Source organism: Paenibacillus sp. FSL R10-2734, from assembly GCF_037963865.1.
In the GTDB taxonomy this organism is placed as follows: Bacteria; Bacillota; Bacilli; order Paenibacillales; family Paenibacillaceae; genus Paenibacillus_AQ.
Genome location: NZ_CP150170.1, coordinates 6,192,894 through 6,215,400 on the forward strand (window position 1 = coordinate 6,192,894; position 22,507 = coordinate 6,215,400).

11 protein-coding genes and 1 pseudogene are annotated in these 22,507 nt (G+C 44.1%); 2 read left to right on the forward strand and 10 right to left on the reverse strand.

What is annotated here, in order from left to right; genetic code table 11:
- Positions 1-5: 5 nt before the first annotated feature.
- From NSS67_RS26690 to NSS67_RS26715, 6 genes are all read right to left on the reverse strand, one after another.
- The gene (locus NSS67_RS26690) at positions 6-1,124 is read right to left on the reverse strand and encodes a glycoside hydrolase family 88 protein (RefSeq protein WP_339316755.1); all 1,119 of its coding nucleotides are present in this window, start codon (positions 1,122-1,124) and stop codon (positions 6-8) included.
- Positions 1,121-2,977, reverse strand: a complete 1,857-nt coding sequence (locus NSS67_RS26695; protein ID WP_339316756.1) for a heparinase II/III family protein — start codon at positions 2,975-2,977, stop codon at positions 1,121-1,123. Before NSS67_RS26695 ends, NSS67_RS26690 begins: the two co-directional genes overlap by 4 nt.
- A gap of 23 nt (positions 2,978-3,000) precedes the next feature.
- Positions 3,001-5,214 carry an alginate lyase family protein gene (locus NSS67_RS26700; protein WP_339316757.1) on the reverse strand — a complete coding sequence of 738 codons (2,214 nt, stop codon included), beginning with the start codon at positions 5,212-5,214 and terminating at the stop codon, positions 3,001-3,003.
- Positions 5,215-5,220: 6 nt separating this feature from the next.
- Positions 5,221-6,090, reverse strand: coding sequence for a carbohydrate ABC transporter permease (locus NSS67_RS26705; RefSeq protein WP_339316758.1), 870 nt, complete (start codon positions 6,088-6,090; stop codon positions 5,221-5,223).
- 23 nt (positions 6,091-6,113) lie between these two features.
- Complete coding sequence (locus tag NSS67_RS26710; protein WP_339316759.1) at positions 6,114-7,022, reverse strand: ABC transporter permease subunit; 909 nt, start codon at positions 7,020-7,022, stop codon at positions 6,114-6,116.
- Between the two features lie 68 nt (positions 7,023-7,090).
- A complete protein-coding gene (locus NSS67_RS26715) occupies positions 7,091-8,641 on the reverse strand; it encodes an extracellular solute-binding protein (protein WP_339316760.1) in 1,551 nt (516 codons plus the stop codon).
- 221 nt (positions 8,642-8,862) lie between these two features.
- Between NSS67_RS26715 and NSS67_RS26720 the strand changes: the two genes are divergently transcribed.
- Together NSS67_RS26720 and NSS67_RS26725 are read left to right on the forward strand one after the other, a co-directional pair.
- Positions 8,863-10,665 (forward strand): histidine kinase, encoded by a 1,803-nt coding sequence (locus NSS67_RS26720; RefSeq protein WP_339316761.1) that lies wholly within the window; start codon positions 8,863-8,865, stop codon positions 10,663-10,665.
- Entirely contained in the window at positions 10,652-12,271 is a 1,620-nt protein-coding gene (locus NSS67_RS26725; RefSeq protein WP_339316762.1) for a response regulator, read from the forward strand. The genes NSS67_RS26720 and NSS67_RS26725 overlap by 14 nt, the downstream gene beginning before the upstream one ends.
- A gap of 455 nt (positions 12,272-12,726) precedes the next feature.
- Here the strand turns inward: NSS67_RS26725 and sigK are convergent.
- The 4 genes and pseudogenes from sigK to galA form a co-directional block, all read right to left on the reverse strand.
- Positions 12,727-13,276 (reverse strand): annotated as a pseudogene (gene sigK / locus NSS67_RS26730) (RNA polymerase sporulation sigma factor SigK); the annotation flags it as partial.
- A 353-nt stretch (positions 13,277-13,629) separates the two neighbouring features.
- On the reverse strand, positions 13,630-18,300 hold the full coding sequence (locus NSS67_RS26735) for an S-layer homology domain-containing protein (RefSeq protein ID WP_339316763.1): 4,671 nt from the start codon (positions 18,298-18,300) through the stop codon (positions 13,630-13,632).
- Between the two features lie 445 nt (positions 18,301-18,745).
- Complete coding sequence (locus tag NSS67_RS26740) at positions 18,746-19,960, reverse strand: Gfo/Idh/MocA family oxidoreductase (protein WP_339316764.1); 1,215 nt, start codon at positions 19,958-19,960, stop codon at positions 18,746-18,748.
- 105 nt (positions 19,961-20,065) lie between these two features.
- Positions 20,066-22,456 (reverse strand): beta-galactosidase GalA, encoded by a 2,391-nt coding sequence (gene galA, locus NSS67_RS26745; protein ID WP_339316765.1) that lies wholly within the window; start codon positions 22,454-22,456, stop codon positions 20,066-20,068.
- Between the last annotated feature and the right edge of the window lie 51 nt (positions 22,457-22,507).

Below are 22,507 nucleotides of genomic sequence, written 5' to 3' on the forward strand. Positions count from 1 at the left end.
GTAGTTTAGAATATGCGTTGCTGCCAGCCACTCATTTTAGCTAACGCCTCAACATAAAAGTAATCTCCGTAAATAAGTGAAACATGAATATTCGAATTAGCAGGCTTATGCCCTGTACCCTTAATTAGAATCGCTTCATGGTTAGGCTGATCCCACGTTCCATAATGCTCTGTTAAAGATTGCAGAATACGATATGCCATATTGTAATAAAGCTCAGCTTCTACTGCAGGCACAAGCTTCGCGATTTCCAACAGACCGGATGCTGCAATGGCCGCTGCAGAGCTGTCTCTTGGCTCCTCTTGCCCATCCTGCTGCTCTGCACGGAAATCCCAATAGGAAACGGAATCCTCCGGCAGGGATGCTATGAAGTAATGGGCAACACGTTTGGCAGCTTCCAAATAACGAATCTCTCCTGTATTACGATAGGTATTAGCCATACCATAGATCGCCCAGGCTTGCCCCCTGCTCCATGCCGAATGTGGCCCAAAACCCTGTCCGCCAAACGATTCGAGAAACTCTCCGCTCTCCGGATCAAAGCTCACAATATGATTTACCGAGCCGTCCTCGCGAATGAAATGCTGGAGAGCCGTATCGGCATGAATAGAAGCGATATGCTTGAACCTAGGATCGCCTGATACACGCGAAGCCCAATACAATAAAGAGATGTTCATCATACAATCAATGATCGCCCAGCCGAACTTATCCATGTTCCAGGCACGAATGAAGCCTCCAGCCGGATTGAAGCGTCCCGCTAAGAAATTAGCTGCTTCGAGCCCTCTGCGCAGGCCATCCTTATCACCGGTTAACGAGTGCTTAATGACGGCAGTCATTAAGAATTGAAAGCCCACATCATGATGCAGCTCTTCATTCGTCTTAACGAACCATTGCTCGATCTCTTCATCCCAACGCCATGCGGCTTCTTTGTATCGCTCTTTGCCCGTGACAGAATACATCACCCACAATAGTCCCGGCCAAAAGCCTGAAGTCCACCAGTCACTGCCCGTGTTATCATAGATTCCATCTTCTCTTGCAACATGAGGACATTTATCGCCGATCTGCTCCAGCATCCGATCTACCTTTGGCTCAAGGCGCTTTAGCACTGCATCAGCAAACTCTTTACTCATATCTGCTCCCCCTTATGCTCCCATAATGGTGTGAACGATACCTCTACCTTGAATTCAGTACCTTCAGTTGTTTCATTCTTCATATCCCGCGGCATCACATCAAGCATGTACAGGGTTCTCACGTCATGATGATGATCTATATATTCTGTAACACTCCACGTATGTGTACATGTCAGTGCATTATATTGAACCAGCACGGAATGTCGTTCTCCGCTTAACAGAAGCTTCCCTGCAGCTATTTCTAGCGGCTGTAGAAAGCTTACAAACCTGCTGCGAATGTCCGAACAAGGTTCAGCAATCTTATATTCATCCGTACAGTTCATTACGCCACTCGCACGTTCATAATGATACGTCCGCCGACATTCTATTAAGGAATCTACCTGATACGCATCTGACAGCTCGATTACAAATCGGTCGGTCCGCTCACCAAACTCAGCTTGAATAACTTCACCACGATATTCCCTGCCTGCCTGCTGATATTGCCCACAAATGATCGGAACCGAATGTCCTTGTGACCCGGCAACCGTAAATTCATATCTTCGAGGGCTAAAATAATCCTTCGTATACTCTCCTGCACCGGCATCTACCAGAAAGGTCTCCCCATCCAAATGCAGAATGAAGTTACCGACATCATTATGATTATGATGCTCATCGTTATGTCCAGACTTGGCTACGAATACCACCGTATGCCCTTGAACCTGCGATCGTGTCACAAACCACTCTGCATCCTTCCAGTAACAACTAGAAGGAGCTTGCATAGACTCCGCCGACTTGCTTACCTCTGGCTTTACCCAGAAAATATTCCGCGCAGCATGAATCCAGCGGTGACAGTGATCTTCACCAAAGCGGGAACGATACTTCATATTCGGAATTTGCACTTGCCCGATTCGCTCACTTAGCTTGGAGGTTAAGCCGGCATGGAAGGATGAGGTTAAAGAGCCATCCGAAAAGCTTATCGTAAAATTCTCGTATAAATAGCTGTGCTGCTGAAATAACGCAATGGATTTTACTTTCTCCGACTGTAATAGATCTACCATTCCACACGTTCTTTCACGTAACAATTCAGCAAAAGCGACATAAAAGCCAAAGCCATATTTCCAATAAGACAAGCCTTCGGTACAAGCTCCATCTTCTCCAAAGCCTGATAAATAATTGCGCAGCACCTGAACAACACGAGACAATACAGGCGCCAAAATCTGATTGTCTTCAATCCAATAGATCGCACATGCTCCGATCGAGCTTGCGCACACAGAAGCCCAATTGTTCGTCGCGGTTTCCCACCAATGCATCGGCCGAAGCTCCATAAATGGCTCCAGAATACGTGCCGTAACCTCTCTCTCAACTCGCTTGATAATCTCTGGAGAAAGTTTATTCTTGGTGAGTTCTACAATCTCTGATAATGCCCAGCCCGTCTCAGCTGCAAACAAATCGATGGTGTAACGAAGCTGCTCCCCAGTTTTATTCGCAAGATGTGCAGGAACGCACCATGTATATTCATCACAAATCGCCCAAATGATGTCCTCCAGGCTGGCTACATCCTCTGGCCGCTCATCCATTAATACCAACAAGGCATATGTGTTCAGACGAAAACGTCTTGCAAAATACAAGCTCTCGTACTCCACTCTCGATCCTTGCTCAGAAAACAGCTTAAACGTTGAATACGTTAGAGCGGTAATCGATTGCTTATCAAGCTGGTGCTTATATGCCCGAACCTCCTCAACCAATTCTATATTCAGTGCATCATCACGAAAATTACGATATTCCTGCGGGCGAGCCTCCAGAAACAGCTTCTCCCTGAAGCCTTCCTTCGTTCCCATGTCCAAACCATGAAGCAGTTCAATCATGCCGAGCATACAACAACGCCCCCAATCATTTATTACTTGCGAGAGATAACAATGACATCCTGATTGTAAGTAGCTCCATTAAACAACAATCCATCTGGCTCATTTTTACCAGGAAGCATCGCTTCAGCAATTACATTTCCTGTATGATCCAGATATTCCTCTACATCCACGCTATTGTGATAGAGACAGATTGTATCCTCTTGGTCATTCATCACAATCCGGAGTGCCGTGGCTTCGACTAACGATAGCTCCGTCCCATTAAGACTGACAGGCAGACGTTCAATAATTATCTTAGGTTTGTCTGTCTCAAACGGAACAATGATCGTTTCAATGATGGCCTTGCCCGTAAGCCTGAGCGAACGCTTTACTACCGGATTGCCGTAATAGACTCCTTGCCTAAAGATCAGTCCCGACTCTACCGATAGCTGATCACTAGCACAACCAGCCGAAGGATACACCAGCATTATATTGGCGGCCTCCTGTTGTGTACATACCTCAGCACTTTGAGCATCGTACAGCACCTTACCGGGTGGTAAATGGAAATATTGCTCATAGAGATGCTGTTCCTGTGCAGTAAACATGTCTACGATGAGCCAATAACGATTCTTCATAAAAACAACCTTGCGCGAGTGGACTACCGGATCTTCATAACGTGTATAGCCATAATGGCTAGCAAAGACATAATCGTAATCTTGCTGCATTTGAAAATCCCATATATGGCAGGCGGCCGTAGGAGGCGTGCTCCAATGAAGTCCGCGAACATGCTGATCCTGTCCATCCACAACAACCGTATTATGAGCACGGGTAGATACCGCATACTTCCGTTCTTTATTCCACTCGAACAGCCCCATACCTGAATCCGTCAGTAGCTCTTGCCCTCCAGCATATAAGACCAGACTAAGTGCATCCGAATGAGCATGTCCGGCCATAGCAACTCCCGCTCGCATCGCCATGTACATATCTTTACGGTCCCAGCCTTGTCTGGACATTACATATCCACCGATCGGAAAGCATGCAGCCTTATCTGTCGGCTCTGCAGCTTGCAGCTCATCATAACGTGACACCGCTTCAGGTCCTAATCTCCACAGCAAAGAAAACGGAAAATGTTCATATCCTAACGCTTTAAAATCTCTGCGCTGATACAAATAAGCCCCGAGACTCATCACGTTACGCAGCTCACTAACCACTTGCATATCCGTATCCCCAAATTTGACTAATTGTCCATCTGGTGCCTGTAAATGCATCATCACAACGAACATTTTCTCCAGAATATCCTCGTATTCATCAGCGACAATGCCCAGCCTCTTGAACAGCACCACCAGCTCATAGAGATCACGCATGACAACCAGATGATAATTCGGACTCCCTTCAAATTGCACCCCATCTGCATATACATTCTGCCGGATATACCCGGGGAACTGCTTCATCCCATAATCCCGCCATGCAGCTGCTTCCTTCAATTCCGGCAGCAGTAGCGCCGTCTGAATCAGTCCGCGCAGCTGCATACACACATGGTTACCATGCGTAGCATGATATTTCCGTACATACTGCCCATGCTGGTGAAAGGATTTAATAAGCATCAGCTTCGTTTCAGGCTCAAATGCCGGCGAAGGGAAGAAAGCAATGAAGGCTTCTGGGAGTGAGAATAATCGCACCCCGACAGAAAGCGGGTCCCAGCTCGAATGCTCGGAGCGAAAGGCATCTCCCAGCGGCATCGGATTGTCCTGAATGAAATGCTTCATCATATCATTGAAGCATCTGGCGTATTTCTCATTCCCCGTAAGGATGTAGGCTCTAGATAATCGCTTGACATAACCAAAACGAGTCAGGTGCAATTGATACTGCGAGCTGTCATAGAGCCAGCTATTCCAGTCGTACTTCCCATCCGGGAACACGACTCTCTTATCCTTAAACAGCGCGATATCCCCTTCCACGATGCGATCCGCCTCAAGGATATCCTGCCTCGCCTCTTCATTATCGCTATAATGACTTTTTGCATATTGCTTAAGCTCAGCGAGCTCCGATACTTCAAAGTAATATCTTCTGATGTTAGCTGACGCAATTCGTTCTAGATAAGCATCACGTGCTCCCGTCACATCCCCCGCTTGAAGCGAAGCAGCTACGTCCGAAAGCTCAGGTCTCGTTAAATCAAGCATCGTGTTTAGAAATTGCTCATCTGAAAGCTGAGGTTTTGTATATAACGAATTATGCCGTACATCCTTATACGTCAATGTCATCTCCATCATCACCTTTTACTCTTTAATCGAGCCTAGCATCGCGCCTTTCGCAAAATACTTTTGCAGGAACGGATAGACTACGATAATTGGCAGCATGGCCAGCAGAATCGCTGCATTCTGTACATTGGGTCCAAGATTGGCCGCAAGTGAGGCATCGACGGATGCTTCTGCCGAAATATTGGAAGAACCGATGGCGACCATCTGCCGGAGCAGCGGTTGAATTGGCCAACGTGAGGTGTCATTGATATAGATTACAGAGGAGAAGAAGTCATTCCAGAACTGCACCGTAAAAAACAGCGTAAAGGTTGCGATAATCGGTTTCGATAACGGAAGTACAATGGAGAATAAAATTCTGAACTCGCCAGCACCGTCAATACGCGCTGCTTCATCCAAGCTCTCCGGAAGGCTCTGGAAAAACGAGCGGATTACTAGAATATTAAATGCACTGGAAGCTGCTGGAAGCACAACCGCCCAATACGAATCGATTAAGCCCAGATTCTTCACGACCAGATAGTTAGGAATCAATCCACCATGAAAGATCATCGTAAAGAAAATAAGCAGCATCATTACCCGTCGACCCGGCAGAAACTTTTTCGAGATTGCATATGCCAGTGTAATGGATACAAACAAGCTGATACAGGTTCCCATGATCGTGATGATGAGTGAGTTTTTAATGGAGCCCATAAAGCTGTTTGCGTGCAGGAGATAGCTGTAGGCATCCAGCGTCCAGCTCTTCGGCCAGATGTAGAAGGTTCCTGACATCGATTCTGCTGCCGGGCTAAACGATACTGCAATAATATAAAGAAAAGGTAGTATTACCAGTAGGCTTATTAAGCTAATGAAAACAACAATGATGCTATCAAACCAGGTGAACCGTAATCTCATGACGCCCCACTCCTGTTCCAATTCTAGAATATTCCATCTTCGCCCAGCAGTCTGGCCGCATAATTCGCTCCGACGACAAGGATCAAGCTGACAATAGATTTAAACATACCTACCGTAATGGCGAAGCTGTAATTAAACTGTTCCAAGCCGACACGGTAGACGTACAGATCAAATACATTGGAAACGTCCAGGTTGAGACTGTTCGTCATCAAGAATATTTGCATAAAATTCGAATCAAGCGATGAGCCTAAACGCAGGAGCAGCAAAATAACAATCGTGCTTTTGATCGCCGGTAACGTGATGTGCCAAATATTCTGTAAGCGATTGGCTCCATCCACCTTTGCCGCTTCATATATCTCCGGATTCACTCCGGCAAGTGCTGCTAAGAAAATAATCGTCCCCCAGCCTGCATCCTTCCAAATCGCTTGGAAAATTACCAATGGCCGGAACCATTCATTGCTGACAAGGAAGCTCGCACTTGTACCAAACCATTGCTCCAAGTAGTGATTGATAACACCCGAAGGACCAAAGAAGGAAATCGTAATTCCATAAATAACGACCCAGGATAAAAAGTGTGGCAAATAGACAATGGTCTGGGAAAAGCGTTTAAATACATTGAGCCGTACTTCATTGATTAATAGCGACAAAATAATCGTAAATGGAAAATAAATAACCATATTCAGCAAGCTGAGCAGCAATGTGTTCTTCAACAGCATATAGAAATCGGATGTTCCGAAGAATTGTCTGAAATTATCAAACCCTACCCACGGACTTTCTAAAATGCCTTTAAAGGGACTATAATCTTTAAAGGCTAATGACAAACCAGACATCGGTAAATAATTAAAAAGCAAGAAATATATAAGCCCCGGTGCCGCCAGTACATAGAATGGCCAATATTTAAGAAATCGGTTCGAACGCATCGCTGTCTGCATGTAGAAAACCTCCTTATCCTGAAAAGAAAGGGGATGTTTCCCCTTTCTCACCTACAAATTTTATTTCTTTAATGATCTGCGTTGTATTTATCCATCATTTCCTTAGCGATCTGTGCCCCGGTTCCGTTAGCATAGGCATCAATTTCTTGTTGCACATTATCCCAGCTACCTTCACCAAGCACATATTTCGTCATCACAGCACTCATCTTTTGCAGCAGATTAGGATTCTTACTAGCGGTCTCAGAGGTATAGCTGAGGAACGGATTCTCGATGCCAACTTTGCTAATTCGATCCAGCGACTCCATCTGAACCTTCAGGATATCCTGCTCCTTGGAATTGGCATATACGTAAGGATTCACTCTGTTCTCCAGTACGAATTGACTAGGTTTTTCCAAGTCATACTGCTTCTTCTGCTCAGCTGTCTGCACAGCTACGCCATCTTTAAGTCCACTGGAGTGAACCCCATTAATACCTGCCTTAGAGAAATCCGCATTCTCTTCGGAAGCCGAAAAGTCAAGGAAATCGATAATTTGCTGAACCTTATCATCTGGTACAGAGCTTGGTATGCTCCACAGTCCGTAGTATCCGGAATAAATAGCTACACCGGTCTTTCCATCAGGGCCCTTCAGCATATCAATGATCGCCATTTCAGCATTCGGATCTATCTGCTTCAGCTTCTCAAGATTGGTTTCCACAATATCACTTACGTTACCAATGAACGCACCTGCCGTACCCGCAACAAATTTACTGCGTGTTTGTGCTTGTCCCTTAAGAACTGGTGTATCCTTGTCGATCAAACCTTTGCTCCAAGCATCTTTAAGCCAATCCAGATAAGTTTTGTATTCAGGAGTTTGGAAGTCACGAACTGCCTTGCCATCCTCAATCTTCCAATCGTTTGGAAGACCATATGCAAATTTCATTGGCATTACACCGCCGAAAGGTCCCGGAGTACCAACCGCAAAGGCTGTAAGTGGGATTGTTTTGCCGCCGCCTGCCGGGTCTTTTTCCTTAAATACTTCAAGCGCATGAGTCAACTCATCCATCGTTTCAGGTAAAGGTAAGTTGTATTTATCCAGCCAATCCTTGCGGATGATAATACTAGCTTCCCCACCACCATACAGACCGCGTGGACGGGGAATTCCATAGACCTTGCCTTCTACCTTTAGACCATTCCACACTTGCTCATCGATCAGACTAAGATTTTTCGTTTTTTCGATATATGGAGTTAGATCATGAAAGGCACCCATCTTCACAAGATTGACGAAATTATCATTCTTCCCGCCATCCATCAACATAAGATCGTAGGAATTTCCTGCAGAGATCGCCACTGAAAGCTTATCTACATATGCCTCAGAAGGTACGAAGGTAATGTCCAGCTTTACATTTCCCCGCTTCTCCAAATCCTCTTTGGCTTTGTTATTCTGTGTTGCCGGTGGATCGCCGAAGAGAATCGTCATCGCCTTAATATTGGCCGGCTTAGCCTGTGCCGATGCTGCCCCTGTATTCGCACTATTCGCTGTACTATTACCACTACCACTATTACTGGAACAACCCGCTATTGTTGAAGCTAGTAACACCGTTGCTAACGTCAAAGATGCTTGTTTTTTAGTAAGGCTCATTGTCATCCCCCATTACTTCAGTTTTGAATGCGCATTCTTGTATGTGACACTTTGGATTATAAAAGAGAGCAGCAATTGTGAACATGCCGGATTTTCGCCAATGTGTAACCGTTTTTAATATTTTACATTATTTGTGTTTATGCTAGAGCGCTGATGTACTATAATCAATATAAATTAAATATAAATTAAATTTAAATTATGATAATAATGGAAGTGGTCATTTGAAGTCATCCTTTTTTAGTTTTTTAAGACGCAGCTTCTATTTCAAAATGATTGTTGTCATGTTCGCGATCTCTGTAATTCCCTTAATTGTTCTGTCTTATATTTCTGTAAGCGTATCCAGCAATACGGTACAGAAACAAGTAAATCGTCTCAATGCCCAACTCGTTAATCAAGTCGTCGATCGGATTGAGCTAACCATGATCAGATTCAGAGAGCTTAGTGAACAATATTCACGCAATACCTCCATACAAGGTGCATTGGTTACACCGTCAGAACAATATTTTGAAGAGGTTGTCCGCAAAAGAGACCTGATTTCTGTACTCAGTACAGCCTCAGCAATCATCGGAAATGTAGAGGGATTGCTCGTATATTCAGCAATTACAGATGAAGTCTTCTCCTCAACAGAGGCACCTGCTACGCTGGATAGCTCCCCCTATAAACCATTGATCGAAGCCTATTTGTCCTCAGGACAGACCGGCCTCTTTCTTGATAAGCACTCTCTGCCTGACCTGCGAATACTAGACTCTTCTACCTATTACATCTCACGGGTTCCCTTCTTCATGTATGAAGACTTAAAGGGAGTGCTATTGATCTCCATGAGCAACGACGAGTATCAGAAGCAAATTGAGAATATCCAGCTCGGCAACCATGGCTCTATTTCCCTGCTTACGGAAGACGGTCAGACAATTGCTACCACCAGTAAGCTGGAGACCCAGGAACAGAACGAGCGTGTACATAACATTCTTGAGCATTGGAAGGAAATGAAACGTCCCACACAATTTGCTGTTGGCACCTCCATTGTCTCCGTCAAGCAGACCTCTACGTATGATCATTGGATCGTGGTCTCGGAGATTCCCTCCAATGAGCTTACCGCCAGCACACAAATCATTCGCGACACGGTAACCTATTTTCTCCTGATTCTTGTTTTGCTTGGTGCTCTTTGTGTTGTCGGCTTCGGCTATCAGCTATATAAGCCACTACAAGCCGTGAAACGCCAGGTCGATGCCATTAAAAAGGGGAACTTCAATGCACGGGTCACTCATTTTGCGAACAATGAAATTGGAGATCTCGGTCGTATGCTCAATACAATGTCCGTCCGAATTCAAGACTTGCTCGGAGATCTGCGTGAATCTGAGGATTTAAAACGTAAGCTGGAAATACGCGCGCTCCAATCACAGATTAATCCCCATTTCATGTACAACACGCTGAATACCATTCGCATGTTCGCACTTATGAAGGATTACGACAAAATCAACATGCTGATGGGACGCCTTGTTGCACTATTAAGGTACTCGATGGAAAATTTTGAACAGACCGTTCCACTAGAGAAAGAGCTTGATTATCTCACAGATTATGTGGGCTTGCTAAATATCCGTTATAAATGTCAGGTTCATCTTTTGTTCGAGGTTGAGGAACCGCTGCAAAGGATGTTTATTCCTAAGCTAAGCCTTCAGCCGCTTATCGAGAACGCCATCTTCCACGGCATTCTTCCAAAGAAATTGAACGAAGGTCATATAACTATACATGCCTTCAATGATGTTACAGCAAAGCAAATTATACTGGAGATTATAGATGATGGAATTGGGGTGGAGGACAATAAATTGACCCAATTACAGCTCCATCTGCAACGAGAGGAAATTACCGAGAGCATTGGGCTGCTGAATGTGTGGATGAGAATGAAGCTGTTATTCGGAACCGGGGCGCATATCGAGCTGAATTCAGATGGTGACGGCTTAACCATTCGGATCGCACTGCCACTTGAAACCGTAATGATAAAGGAGGAGCCACATGAAGCACCATAAAGTACTACTGGTGGAAGACGAAACCCCTGCCCGCGAAATATTCCGCCATTTCATTGAGCAGCGTGACGACCTGTTTAGCCTAGTTGGTGAAGCTGAGGATGGCATGGACGGGCTGGAATTGTTCCTGAAGCATAAGCCAGAACTGGTCGTAACGGATATTACGATGCCGGTTATGAACGGACTGGAGATGCTTAGGGAAATTGAAAAAAGCGGGGAACATGTGCCAAAGGTTATTATCCTAACTTGTCACCAGGATTTTCATTATGCCCAACAAGCCATTCAGCTGAAAGCCTCTTCCTATCTCATCAAGGATGACTGTCTTTCCGACCCGGAGCTGCTCGCCAGAACAATGGAAGCATTAGCGACTCAAGTGGAATCACTCGATAAATCACGGGAAAAGCAGCTCCAGCTAGAGCAACAGGTACGCTTGAGCGAAATTGAGATTGAACAAAGCCTGTTCCTGGATATGCTGCTGAATCCTGCTGCTGAAGCCAAATGGCTTCGTAGCCTGGAGGAGGCCCAGCTCTCGATCTACAGCAACTCTTTTACAGCATTGCTGCTGGAGCTGGACAGAAACTCCCTGCGCTTTTCGTTTGACCAGCAAGAGGAGCTGAAGTTGTGGCAATTTGCCGGAGCCAATGTGTTAAAGGAACTGCTCAGCAATATAGGCGCGAATAAAGTCATTGCCCTTGATAAGGGACGATTTCTAGCTATTTACACCGATACTATGAGTCTGGAGTACCCCGGATTTCTACAGCAGGTGCTCGAGTCCATTGCTACCAATCTAAAAATGAACTGTATTGCTCTTCAGTGTCGGTTCGAGCACGGATTAGAGCTTCGTCCAGATGCGCTCAAACAATTGTCGTCCGCACCATACCCTTTTTTCTACCGCTACGATGAAAGCATCCGTATCGAGGAGTGGGGATCGGTAGCCCAATTCCACAGCATACCTGAGCCGTTAAATCGGTTCTGGAGCAAGGTGCTGCAGCAGGCGTTACTGGAGCCGTATCTAAATGCCTCGGCACTAGAGCAAGAACGCAGTTCTCTCTACCGACAAGCTTTGGAGCACTGCTGGGACCCAGAGCAGATAAAATCCTTATATTTGCGGGTTTTTCTGAATATGAGCCACACCTTAGTTGGAGCCGAAGGCGGTGCAGAATTAGAAGCAGACCTCCGCAAAAAATTAGAGCTGTGCCAAACCTTCAACTCGGTGCATGAAGCTACCTGTGCTTATTTCAGCAAGCTTCAACAACTGCAGGAGGGTAGCCGCAAGATTGATGCTTCAATCTCAAGAATCATTCAACACATGCGTGAAGATCTCAGCTATCCTTATAAGCTGGAGGAACTGGCTGCTTCCATTAATTACAGCGTACCTTATTTCAGCACGATGTTTAAAAAAGCCGTTGGAGAAAGCTTTATTCAATATCTTACCCGGTTGCGAGTTGAGAAGGCGAAGCTGCTGCTAATCACCACAGATCACAAAACCTTTGAGATTTCCGAATCCATTGGGTTCGAGAACTATAGATCCTTTAACCGCATCTTCAAAAAAGAAACCGGCGTCTCTCCTACAGATTATCGTAGGAATAATATGGCGACGTCGAGGTAATAGTTGCTGTATAGATTGTAACGAAAGTTCACTTATTTCCGTTTCATTCTTATTCCCCATGCGACCTGCATTTTGCGTTATTTTTCAAATTAAGCAAACAATATATAGGAAAAATAAACGCTTAAGGGGAAATGCACATGGACTGGATTTGGAAATCAATTGTGTTGGTGCTAATTGGAGTATTACTTCTACGTATTGCTTCACAAATGAGCGTCGCCACGACTATTGACAAAACATGACTCCCTGTTCAACGAGGTCCGCAATAATGGTCATACAAAACCAATGGATTCTGAATTGCAGTAGAATCGGTCATCTAAAAAAACAGCCTAGAAGTGAGGAACTCCTCATCTCTAGGTTACAGATCAATTCCCTGACAATTCTCCCAACAGCTGTTTTATATACGATATATGTCCCATTTGCTTTTAAGCTTGAGTCTGTGTGCATCATACAACCAATTAGCCCATAAGAATTAACTGTCTAGGATGTACGATTTGTTTATGATACTGAAACTTAAATAACTCATGATAAAGCTTCATGAGCGCCCTCTTCTCTATCCGCGACACATAACTCCGCGAGATGCCAAACTCCTTGGCAATCTCCCGCTGCGTTCTTTCTTCACCGCTCGTATCTAACCCAAACCGACCTACCACAACTTCTTTTTCCCGGTCATCCAAAATATCAAGGTTACGATAAATCTTACTCTTCTCAATCTTCAGATCGACTTCTTTAATGACATCATCAGCCTCGGAGCCAAGGATATCGATAAGTGTAATTTCATTACCTTCTTTGTCTGTCCTAATTGGATCATGCAGGGATACGTCTTTACGAGTCTTCTTTAGTGATCTAAGGTGCCATCAGGATTTCGTTTTCAATACAACGGGCAGCAAAAGTGGCCAGTTTGGTGTCTTTGTTCAGGCGATAGCTCTCGATGGCCTTGATTAAGCCAATTGTTCCGATGGAGATTAAATCCTCCATATCTTCCCCAGTGTTATCGAATTTTTTGAGGTTGTGGACATGATACGATGTAAAAAGATAAAGCAACAGGGACAACGTTATTTAATTCGCCATTTTATTCAAGATGTGGTTTCCCATGTTCTTGAATGATACGTCTGGCCTCACCCTCATATGTTTCTGATAGTTGTCTAAGAGTAATCGCAAAACCCACCTGTCATCCCTCCTTTTACAGCATGTATGATAAATAGATCGCCTAAATGGAACATCCAGTTCTGGTCAAAACTTTCTCGCGTTCGTTTATTTTCCAATATCATTATCTTTTCCTGCTGAAATTGTCCATTTGAAAGTTAAAGTTATAACAACGCACCGCCAATATATGACGGTGCGTCGTATCAAAGCGTTCGTTATTTAGTGTTTAGCATAGCTAATATCAAAGTGACTGCTTCAGCTCTGGTTGAAGAGGCATTCGGATTAAATTTGCCATTCCCATTCCCCTTAATCAATCCTGCTTTAGCTGCTGTTGCTACATAAGGTTTTGCCCATGCTGGAATTTGATCTACATCATCAAACGCTAGTGTTGCATTTGGATTCACTTCAAGACCAAGCACACGAACAATAAGAACAACTAATTCGCTTCTAGTTATTTCATTATTTGCACGGAAAGTACCATCTTTGTATCCAGAAATGAAACCTGCTTTTGAAAGTGCTTGAATGAATGACTGAGCCCATACTGGTGTTTTGCCTTGATCCGAAAAACTAAACTCAGAATCAACTGCATCCAATTTCAGCGCTCTAGCTAACATCGTTGAAAACTCACCACGAGTTACGGTACCATTCGGTCTGAAGGTTCCATCCTCATAGCCACTGACAAAACCTAGTTCTACTGCTTTTTCGATAGAAGCCTTGGCCCAGTGATCTGAAATATCAGACAGATCTACTTTTGGAGTCTCTGGCTCAGTTGGTTTTACTGGATCTGTTGGCTTATTTGGCTTTTTATCATCTTCTGGTTTTGGCGTAGGCTTAGGATCTGGTGTTGCTGTTGGGCCTGGTGTTGCTGTTGGTTCCGGCGTTGGCGTCGTTCCAGCTTTTACAGTTACACCGATTTTAGTCGTCAAGTCTACGTTGTCTGAATTTACCACACCAATAGGCAACGTTACTCTTCCATCTACAGTGAAGGTCTGTGCTGCCCTTTTCGCTGGATCATAGCTTGAAGCAGCTACATCCCAGCTCACATTAGCAATTACTCTGCCCGCATCGGTGACTAGTTCTACTCTCGCAGGCAATCCAAGGGCTTCTGCTGTCTTGGCTGTTCCGTTGGCTACTCCAGTTATCGCTTCTGGTGCTGTTATGCTCACTAGAGTCTTGTCCTGTTCTGAATCTGACTCTGCATTTACAGTAACACTAATGCTTGTTGTTAGTTCAACGCTACCTGGATTTACTACACCTGCTGGCAATTCGACTCTTCCATCTACATCGAATCTCTGCTCTGTTTTTACATCTGGATCGTAACTTGAATTCTCTACACCCCATGTTACGTTAGCCGGCACATCTCCAAAGTCTGTTACCAATGTTACGGTTTCAGGCAACCCAAGGGCTTCTGCCGTCTTGTCTGTTCCGTAGACTACTCCAGTTATCGCTTCTGGTGCTGTTATGCTCACTAGAGTCTTGTCCTGTTCTGAATCTGACTCTGCATTTACAGTAACACTAATGCTTGTTGTTAGTTTAACGCTACCTGGATTTACCACACCTGCTGGCAATTCGACTCTTCCATCTACATCGAATTTCTGCTCTGTTTTTACATCTGGATCGTAACTTGAATTCTCTACATCCCATGTTACGTTAGCCGGCACATCTCCAGAGTCTGTTACCAATGTTACGGTTTCAGGCAAAACAAGGGCTTCTGCCGTCTTGTCTACTCCGTTGGTTACTCCAGTAATTGGCTCTGGTGTTTTTATGCTCACAAGTGTCTTATCCTGAGGCTCTGTTTCTGAATCACTATAAATATTGATTTCTGCTGCTGTTGCCCATCCATTATATGCCTCTATTGCTTCAAGCTGAATATACTGTGCTTTGATTGGATCAAACGTCACTTGCTTCAGTCTAGTATCAAATGGCCAAGTTCCACTTGTCACTTTGGTAAAGTTAGTTCCGTCCATGCTGACATAAACGTTATACTTAGTTATAATGCCGCTTGTTCCTCCTGTGCTTCTTGGGAGATAGGAAAGTCTATTAACCTTGTAAACATCCCCCAAATTCAAAGTAATAGATTGAGGCAGAACATCAGACTTATCCCACTTGGTATGCCACATGGTTAGCGGATCTCCATCAATCGCAAAACGCGCTTCATCCTTTCCTGTCTCTTCACTTGTTGCCGTTGCTGTCATGCTGGACTGTGGGATTTTATTTACAATTACATTTATAGATGTTTGCAAGGATACATTGTTGGGATTGTCTACTACTTCAGGAAGAGTCACTGTACCAGGTACCGAGAATGTCTGTCCTTCTTTCATTGTAGGATCATAGCTTATGCTACTAATGTCCCATGTTACTTCAGCCTTCATATTATTTGTACTTGTCTCTAACTTTACAGATTCCGGCAATTGGGGAGTCAAATCTGTCTTTGAAATTCCAATTTCAAAATCAGTTAATGCTTCAGGGGTTATAATGTTTACAAGTGTGGGATTTTGCACACCACCCTGTGGCTTCAGCTCATAGGATGCATTAGCCTTCGTAGCAAACTTATAAGTATCCCCTAATATATTCGTACCCTTAACAGTCTCAATTAGATTTCCGTCCTCATAAACCTCCAATTCTTGACCTTTCCATGGATTCAGAACAGTGCAATCTTTACCTTTTTCACTGAATATATTTACATAAGTCGTTATTCCATTCTCATTCTGCTTTGCATCCACCAAGAATGCACCTTTCGCTCTCAACCGTGTAAACTCCGCTGGCTGATCTTTATGCCAGTTCGCAAATACATTTATGAAGTTTTGATTGCTCTGCTTCAGAGAATGGGTAATTGTATTATAGATCAGAGAAGCCTGAACGGATGCTCCCACTGTATGATTATTTCGTATTCCAACCCATTCACCGGCGGGGCGATCAAGAAGTCCTTTAGACAAAAAGTCAGTAATCTTGTCAATGTCATAACCAACATTAGTTGCAATCATTGTTGTGCGATCTTCTTTGTCATGGCCTTCATACCATGGTGCAATATATTTAAGATAATTCCGAGTATACTCGAGCAATTCAGAATCAGTTGCCATGCCTACTAGATCAGTAAGGTAAGTCGTATGAATGATTGGAGCGTTTCTTGGAACAGCAGGTACTCCCTCTGCTTCCGTGAATACCGTTAGCCCTCCGCCAGGTTGGCCCTCTGGAATAACATACGTTGGCAATGGCGATAAATTGTTACGAAACTCTTGCCACTTCACTCGCTTATCAGCATCTATACCTAGTTCCTTACTCGCCTTAATCGCTTTATCAAATACAAAGTAAGTACCAGCTAGATCCTGAAACGCATTCTTATGCAGAGTTCCGCTTTCAATAGTAGATCCTCCTATAACGTATTTCCCTGTTACCTCATCTACAATGGCAAAGTCTTCAAAGAACTCAGTTAAATCGACCAACTTGTCGTATAACAATTGTTCTAAATATTCATCGTCGCACGTATATTCCCAGTATTTAACCATTGGAACTAATGCCATGGCCGCATGGATTGGAGCACTATCATAAGCAGGGGCAGACGCATATCCCCATGGCGGCATAAATGTTGGGAACAAGACGCCTCTTATTCCTTCAGTAAATTTGGGATACCAATTCGAATTACCAATAACCCTATTCAATTCTTTAGGATCGGATGCCATATTCCGCCCCGTTTCCCAGTAATCATCAATTAATTTGGTATAAGATGCAATTTGATTCACCCTATTAGCTACAATGGCTGCATTTGGTGCCCGTTGAACATCTATATTCATAAAGAATCCACCGCTCCACGCTGTGTTAGTACTACCTGTCCAAGGAAATAAATTGCCACCAAATACTTCTGCAGGATTATCACTTTGAGCTTCCAAAGCTGCCCCTGTAGCATAGAGTTGACCGTAATAGATTCTCTCCATTAAAGAGGATTCATCTGCCAGCTTAATGTACGACTTTAGCCAGTATTCTTTCCACCAATCCAGATGCTTCTGCTTCACTGTATACAGCGCAGCTTCTGAATCAATGCCTAAAACATGTGCCTTAGCGTCCTCCAACGATGTCGTGGAGCTCTTACCGCCTTCTGTTGCTGCGATAACAGTTACAGTTTCGCCTGCAGCTAGTTCAAATTTTGCCATACAGGTTTTGTCATCAACCTGACTAAATACAGGATCTTTATCCATAACTTTCAATACGCTAGAAAGCTCTACAGCATAATCGAACCCTTCTTCGGTACGTAAATGCTTGGTAAAGGAGATCAGCTTGTTAACTGGATCAATTGATGTAGTATGGGAGCTTACAGTCCCAGATTTATGGGTAGGAACAACCGTACTTACACCAATTTCCATATTTTCATCTGTTGTATTGGTAATTTCAGTTACAATCAAATTTTCTGTAGCTGATAGCCAGGTGCTGGTTTCAAAGCCTTTCTCTGAAACCGCCTTAACAATTCCATCTTTCATACTTTGATCGTATCTAAATGGCTTATTACCCGTACCTTCATCCAGTCTCTCATACGTAATTTTCCCATGGGTCGTAGTAGAAAAGGCACTAAGACTATAGCTCTTTTCCCAAGAATCTGCATGCGAGATATAAATTTGTTGCTTGTTCTTATCTCCTCCCATGAAAGCATTAACGGTCCCATTTCCCATTAGAGGTCCATCAGGAGATACAGTTGTTTCATTGCTAATTGTTGGCAATTGAGTGTAAATGATAGGATACTTATCTATTATGGAACTTACTTCCGCCCACTCTGCCTCGGCTTTTGCTTGTTCATCTATCTGAGGAGCAGCATGTATATCTTTTGGAAACGCAAAGCTAGTGGCCATCAAACAAAACACAAGCAAGCTAGAAGCAGCTTTTCTAACTTTATTCATATTGTTTTCCCCCTTCGTGTTGTCATCATTCAAAGCGACTAACTGAACTAAAGGCGTGTTTCATAGATTCATAATAATGAACTGCAAATTAAAAACGTCTCCTAACTGTTTTTTAGCAATCACATATACACCACCTCCCCTCATCTCTTAAATCAGTTACCGGATCCCTTCCCTTTATTTTGGAATCGCTTTCATTTTGTTGCAAAAAAATTTATACTTCTGTTTATATTTAATTAATTCACGCTTTAAATAGTATCCGAATTGTTTATTCGCTAGAATAGAGAAAAGAAACTTACTTGGTGGACTTTTTGAACCAAAAGGCTAGAAGAAATCGTCGAGTTGTATCGGCCGATTAAGTTAGATTAGTCGTTAATAAAGGCAGATAAGGAATATTCCTTATCTGCCCTGTGCATTAGGATTACGATTTGACTTCGACTTCTACCAATTAAAACGTAACGGAATAAAATTGATCGCTTTCGGAAAACGCTTTGGCTTGCAGACATACAAGGGCGCTACGAATCCCGTCCTTTAGTGGGGCAACAGATTCGGTGGTTCTGCCCTGCATCAGGTGTACAAAATTCCGCATGAGTACAATATCACCGCCGCCATGACGCGAGCCTTTATCATCGAGACGCACAGTGATTACTTTATCACTCATGTGGTCAAATACTTTGATTTCATTGGTGGCGAAATCGAATTCCACGGTGCCCTTATAGCCATATAACCTAGCCCCTCGGCGCGCAGCCCCTTTGCGGGCAAAGAAGTTCTGCGAATACATGACGTGCATTCCGCTTTCGTATTTCACAATCATGCTGCCGGAGTCTTCGTTACCGGTATCTACCGCAAAGCTGCAATAGTCGTTACGCGGAGTGTCATTGCGCACATAAGTGATATTGTAAGTACTGTCCATACAGGTTTCCCATTTGTCACATTCGCTGCAACGAAGGCCGGCAGGCATGTCGCCTTTATAAATTTGTTTGGATTTCATGGCACAAACGTTCACGGGTTCTTCACCAAGCAGATAGTTAATGACATCGATATCATGCGTTGCCTTTTGCAGGAAAAGCCCTTTAGAAGCGGATTCATCTCGATACCAGTCGTGGAAATAAACAAATCCATAGGGAACATCGTTGAACGCCTGTACATGCTCCACCTTGCCAATCGTGCCGGCATCCAAAATACGCTTGACCTCCTGCACCAGCGGTGTGACGCGCAAGGGGAAGGAAACAACTGTGGGAGCCGTTGCGTTCGCTTCGCAGTCGGCTAACGTTCTCAGATCCTCCATCGTAGTCGCAACCGGTTTTTCTAAAAACAACGGCAGATTGCGATCCAGCACCTTTTTGGCGAAATAAGTATGCATGTTGCAGTTCGTACCTACGATCACGCCGTCCAGTTTTTCGTTGTCCAGCATTTCGTCCGCATCCGTATAAAAGGTAATGGCATCCGGATTCATCTCGCAGCTGCGCAAAAGTCCGTCGATTTTATCGATTCCCATTTGGTGCATCGATTCTTTGGAGCCGTCTTTCTTCATTAAAGCCCGCACGCGCTCATGGTCGGGATCGGCTACTGCCTTGATCTGGATTTCATAAGGTAGCGCGAACAAATCATCCATCAGCATGTCGATCCGCACGCCGTATCCAATAACACCAATATTCAACAAAAGAAGGACCTCCTGTTATTTTTTCGTTCGATTTGTACCCGCTCTATCTCTAATCGTATCGTGACTCCCTGGCACTAGGTGCCAGGGACAAATCGGATATCAATTTTATTCCACTCGTATTACTGCCACGGCAGCTTGAAGAGAAACTGAAGTTGCTCTTATCACAATATCTCCCTGTTCCTTGTTAGCCTGAACAATCGCCAAACAATGTCCGTTGAATGCTCGTCTACGATTCGCTTTATCTGGTTCGTGACTGCTTGGATCACCATTTCCAACACCGAGAATTTTGCCGGGACCCTCGATTGTAAACATAATCTCGTTATCTGCCGTAGGAACAACTTCACCTAAAGAATCCAATATGGATACTTTAATCATTGCAATATCCGTACCATTCGTTTTCACTTCGGTTTTATCCAGCTCCAAACGAATACGATCAGGAGTTCCTGTTGTAGCCACAACCTTTCTCGTGATTTCCTTTCCAGCTATTTTCCCTATCGCTATCAATTCACCGGGAGCGTAGCAGACTTTCCACTCCATTCGTGAATTTCGATCCACGCTCTTCTCACCCAGACTATGACCGTTAAGTACCAACTCTACAGTCTCGCAATTACTATACGCCCATACATCAATCTCTTCACCGATTTTGTCCTGCCAGTTCCAGTGAGGCATAATGTGTACCATCGGTTCTTCCGTCCAAGCGGCTTTATAGTAATAATACGCATCCTTAGGGAATCCGCAGTAATCCATGATCCCGAAGTGAGACCCGATGCACGGCCATTCATAAGGTGTTGGTTCTCCTCTGTAATCGAATCCAGTCCAAACGAATATGCCCGTCAAATGAGGATGATTCACCACATCCTGCCATGATTTCTCATGCGAACATGACCACTCCGGTATCTGATCTCCATAGGAAGAACAGTATCCTTTAACATCATCATTCTCATAGATTCCACGTGTCGTCGTACAGCTAGTACTCTCGCTCCCGATCATGATCCGATCTGGAAATTGTTCATGATCGATAAGATATTGATCTTCTCTTTGGCCATAGTTATATCCGGTTATATCTACAGAATTACTGTATCCTCCATCATTCCACCCGTGATTCATGCATGCAATAGTAAGGCGAGTAGGATCAATGGCACGTGTAATTCGTGACATCGTTTCAAGCATTCTCGCTCCCATAATCGTGCCTTCTAATATTTCCTCGTTCTCCATGCTCCACAAAATGATGGAAGGGTGGTTTCGATCTCGATAGAGGATCTCTTTCAGATCTGCGATCCCGTCCGGAGATATATCCAGTTTCCTGTTCTCGTCCATCACGAGCATACCCATTTTGTCGCATAGATCCAGAAGCTCAGGTGAAGGAGCGTGATGAGCGCATCTGTATGCATTACATCCCATGTCTTTGAGAAGTTTGATTTTATATTCGGTTACTTGGTCGGGCAGTGCAACACCCACGCCGGCAAAATCCTGATGGTTGCAAGTTCCTTTGATCAAATACTGTTCACCATTTAAGTAAAATCCCTTATCCGCGGTAAACTCTAGGGTTCGCACACCTAATGGCGTTCTATAAACATCCATTACATCTCGCTCGTTAACGTCATAAATTTCCGTAATCACTTCGTAAAGATAAGGCTTCTCAGGCGACCAGAGCATGGGCTCTATCAGTGTCATTACAGTTTCAACATCGGTTTGACTGTCTCCTTGAATGGTTATGTTCTCTGAGCTGGTAGCGACCACTTGACCCGTTCCGTCCTCGATTAAAGTCTTGATTATACAATTCACGACATGAGGATGTTCGTTATGTACGTTTGTTGATACGTTAACCGTGGCCTCATCTTTGCCTACTACGGGCGTGGTCACATAAGTTCCATGTCTTCCTACGTGAAGTCTGTCCGTCTTATCTAGCCATACATGGCGGTAAATCCCACATCCTTCATACCACCAGCCCTCATAATCACGAGCATCAACTTTTACGAAAATGACATTCTTCCCTTCATCGCCGTAACGCGCAATATCCGTAATGTCATAACAAAAACCTGTATACCCGCTTGGATGGGTTCCCATTAAATGCCCATTAACCCAAACGGTACAGTTTCGCATGACACCCTCAAACTCAATCGATAGTTTCTTCCCCAAATCTTCCACAGGAATCTCGAAAACTTTCTGATAACATCCAATTCCAATAGTGAGATAGCCGTGGCTCTTATGATGTTTGACTTTGCCCCCGTCATTTACGTAATTCCCTTCCACACACCAATCATGGGGAAGATTGATACTCTTCCACTCCCGATCGTTCATGACAGACGGTTCTCTTTCATCAAAATAAGCGATCTTCAGCCATTCCCCTTCGGCAATCTGCTCGCAGTCAGTTAACCCACCTGTCATCCCTCCTTTTACAGCATGCATGATAGGTAGATCGCCTAAATGGAACATCCAGTTCTGGTCAAAACTTTCCCGCATTCGTTTATTTTCCAATATCATAATACCCTCCATACATTTCCCCTCCTAATAATAAATTAGTATGTACTAGGAAACTCCGGGAAT